The sequence below is a fragment of the Nocardia cyriacigeorgica genome (assembly GCF_010858045.1).
GTDB lineage: Bacteria > Actinomycetota > Actinomycetes > Mycobacteriales > Mycobacteriaceae > Nocardia > Nocardia cyriacigeorgica_E.
Map to the genome: position 1 here is coordinate 1 of NZ_JAAGVC010000376.1, position 281 is coordinate 281.

A 281-nucleotide genomic window follows, 5' to 3' on the forward strand; every position below is an offset into this window, starting at 1 on the left:
CGTGGCGGTGCACGCCGAGCAACGCGACATCGGTTTCGCGGCCGCTCTGCGTGATGCCGCCGACGGCAAGGTCGCGCTGTTGAACACTCGCGCCCAGCGCGCCATCGCCGGCTTCCTGGACCTCCTGGACGAGATCCGGGCTGCCGGACACCGCCCGGACGCCGACTTCCCGGATGTCGGCAATGTGGTGGAGGCAGTGCTCGACCGCACCGGCTACCGCGCCGAGCTGGAAGCCTCCGACGACCCGCAGGACGGCGCCCGGCTCGACAACCTCAACGAGC

Annotated in this window: 1 pseudogene; it reads left to right on the plus strand. The window is 71.2% G+C overall.

Annotation, left to right across the window (positions count from 1 at the left end):
- Positions 1-281, plus strand: a pseudogene (locus GV790_RS30090) (ATP-dependent DNA helicase PcrA); the annotation flags it as partial.